At 55.6% G+C, this 646-nt stretch carries 1 protein-coding gene; it reads right to left on the bottom strand.

The window, feature by feature from the left end; translation table 11 throughout:
* Positions 1-26: 26 nt before the first annotated feature.
* A partial coding sequence (locus AC1RPW_RS07775; protein ID WP_481769407.1) for a hypothetical protein occupies positions 27-646 on the bottom strand: 620 nt, incomplete at its 5' end.

Here is a 646-nt window from a genome sequence, read left to right as displayed (position 1 = left end):
GTGCTTCAGAAAGGAGTGTGCCCATATTACACCACCTGTAGCGTGAGGGTGACGGGGAACGCGGTCACACCCGCCTGATTTGTTGCTTGCGCCGAGAACGTGAAGGTGTAGTCGCCCGGAGCCGGGGTCTTCAGGCACAGAATGCGCACTGTATCAAACAGGACCTGACCTTGGCCCACCACCGTCTGCCCGATACCGGTCAGCACCGAGGCCTTGAATTCACCGGTAGGCGGATTCGATACGATCGCGATCGACACGGGATCAACGGTACCGTAGTTGTCTATGATCGTCTGATTGGTTTGGAATAGCTCGGCCCAGTTGAAATCTAGGAACGAACAGACCTTGGCAAACGCGACTTGATCAACGGACGCGGCCCAACGAATCGTGCCGTTTGTGGGCGGTGTCGGATTGACCGGGTTCTTTGCGGGCGGAACCATAGCATTGAGGTTGAAGGCAAGAGCAGGCAGATATACGCCATCACTGAAGCGGTAACGAATCGTATTGACCGGCATCGACCAGAAGCCCCACCAATCGATGTTGTGCGGATCGTCTGAGAACACGAATTCGGAGAACCCGATCCACGGCTTTTGCCACTCCACGTCTGTTGGCCACATAATGGCCATAAATTCTTCGAGGCGCGTGTTGT

The organism is Dellaglioa sp. CoH-55-MRSF-8 (genome assembly GCF_056782195.1).
Note: the sequence above shows the minus strand (reverse complement) of the source record. Positions and strands in the feature narration are given on the sequence as shown.